General features: G+C 66.5%; 2 protein-coding genes. Both read left to right on the forward strand.

The window, feature by feature from the left end:
• The coding region (locus tag CJ014_RS27165) for a chemotaxis protein CheW (RefSeq protein WP_100083614.1) at positions 1-410 on the forward strand (410 nt) is incomplete at its 5' end.
• Positions 411-592: 182 nt separating this feature from the next.
• A partial coding sequence (locus tag CJ014_RS27170) for a methyl-accepting chemotaxis protein (RefSeq protein WP_100083615.1) occupies positions 593-2,024 on the forward strand: 1,432 nt, incomplete at its 3' end.

Below are 2,024 nucleotides of genomic sequence, written 5' to 3' on the forward strand. Positions count from 1 at the left end.
AGATCCTCGACCATGAGGAGGCCTTCCGCATCCCCAACGGCCCGGACTATCTCGTCGGCCTGCGCGACGTGCGCGGCCAGGGCGTGCCGGTGATCGACCTCCGGCTGAAGCTCGGGCTCAGCCGCACGGTGCCGACCCCCAACACCCGGGTGCTGGTGGTCGACATCACGCTCGGCGAGCGGCGACTGACGCTCGGCCTGATCGCCGACCGGGTGTTCGAGGTGGTCGCCTTCCGGGCCGAGCAGATGGAGGCGGCGCCCGACATCGGCGTCCACTGGAACTCCGACTACATCGACGGCGTCGTCCGCCGCGACCAGGGCTTCGTGGTGGTCATCGACCTCGCAAGGCTGCTGACCGCCAAAGACCTCGCCGCTCTCGGCGGCACCGACAAGACCAAAGCCGTCGCCTGACGAAACCCGCGGAGCGGCGCCGTCCGCCGCCCTGCCGCAGAACATCTACAGGCTGCATGGTTAGCTCGCCCGGGACCAAGCCCTATTTCGCGCTGACGCTGTCGACACCGAAAAGGACTGGGGAGCTCCTGCCGAACAACAGATCAACCGAGCTCGCATAAGCGAAATAGGGGACTGAGTTCATGCGCATCACCATCAAAGCGAAGCTGGGGTTCGCCTTCGGGTTCGTGATCCTGCTGACGGCGGCCATGGCAGGCCTCGCCGTCTCCGACCTCTCGTCGCTCAACACGGCGGTCACCAACCTGGTCAACGGACCGACCGCCGACCTCGAGAACATCCGGGTGCTGACCAACGAGTTCAACGCCGTCGTCCGTAACGAGAAGAACGCGATCATGAGCTCCGATCTCAGCCAGATCGCCTCGTTCCGCGAGAAGGTCGAGCAGAGCCACCAGACGATCCGCGACGTCTCCGACAAGATCGCGGCATCGACCGATCCGGAGGTGGTCGCCGAAATCGGCAAGTTCAAGCCGTTGTTCGATCAGCGCATACCGCTGTCCGCCCAAACGCTCGACCTGGCCGCCATCAACACCGACGAAGCCGACGCGCAGGCCTCGAGGCTGAGCATGGGCAAGAGCCTGGAGGTCAGCTACGCCATCTACGACGTGCTCGACCAGATGGCCACCACCGTCAATGCCAATCTCGATGCGACCGACGAGGCGACCAGCGCCCAGTACCTGACCTCGCGCAATCTGCTGCTGGGCTGCATCGGCTTCCTCACGGTGTTCTCGGTGGCCGTCGCCGTGCTGATGTCGGTGTCGATCAGCCGCAGTCTGCGCAACGCCGGAAACGTAATGGGCCGGGTTGCCGATGGCGATCTGACCTGGAAGGCGGAAAAGCTGCCCAAGGACGAAATCGGCGACCTGCTCATCCTCGTGAACGCCATGGTGGAGCGTCTTCGTTCGGTGGTGGCGGATGCCCTCGTTGCCTCGGACAACGTGTCGGCCGGCAGCCAGCAATTGTCGTCGGCCTCCGAGCAGATCGCCCAGGGCGCCACCGAGCAGGCCTCGTCGGCCGAGGAGGCCTCCTCGTCGATGGAGGAGATGGCCTCCAACATCAAGCAGAACGCCGACAACGCCGCCCAGACCGAGAAGATCGCCCGCCAGTCGGCCAAGGATGCCGAGGTGTCCGGCCAGGCCGTCACCCAGGCCGTCGCCGCCATGCAGACCATCGCCGAGAAGATCGGCATCGTCCAGGAGATCGCCCGCCAGACCGACCTTCTGGCGCTCAACGCCGCCGTCGAGGCGGCCCGGGCCGGCGAGCATGGCCGCGGCTTCGCCGTCGTCGCCTCGGAGGTGCGCAAGCTCGCCGAGCGTTCGCAGGCCGCCGCCACCGAGATCTCGCAGATGTCGGTCGACACCGTCGCCTCCGCCCAGCAGGCCGGCGACATGCTGAACCGCCTGGTGCCGGACATCCGCAAGACCGCCGAACTGGTGTCGGAGATCTCCGCCGCCTGCCGCGAGCAGGACATTGGCGCCGCCCAGATCAACCAGGCGATCCAGCAGCTCGACAAGGTGACGCAGCAGAACGCCGGCGCCTCCGAGGAGATGTCGGCGA

This window comes from Pleomorphomonas carboxyditropha, assembly GCF_002770725.1.
Classification (GTDB): domain Bacteria; phylum Pseudomonadota; class Alphaproteobacteria; order Rhizobiales; family Pleomorphomonadaceae; genus Pleomorphomonas; species Pleomorphomonas carboxyditropha.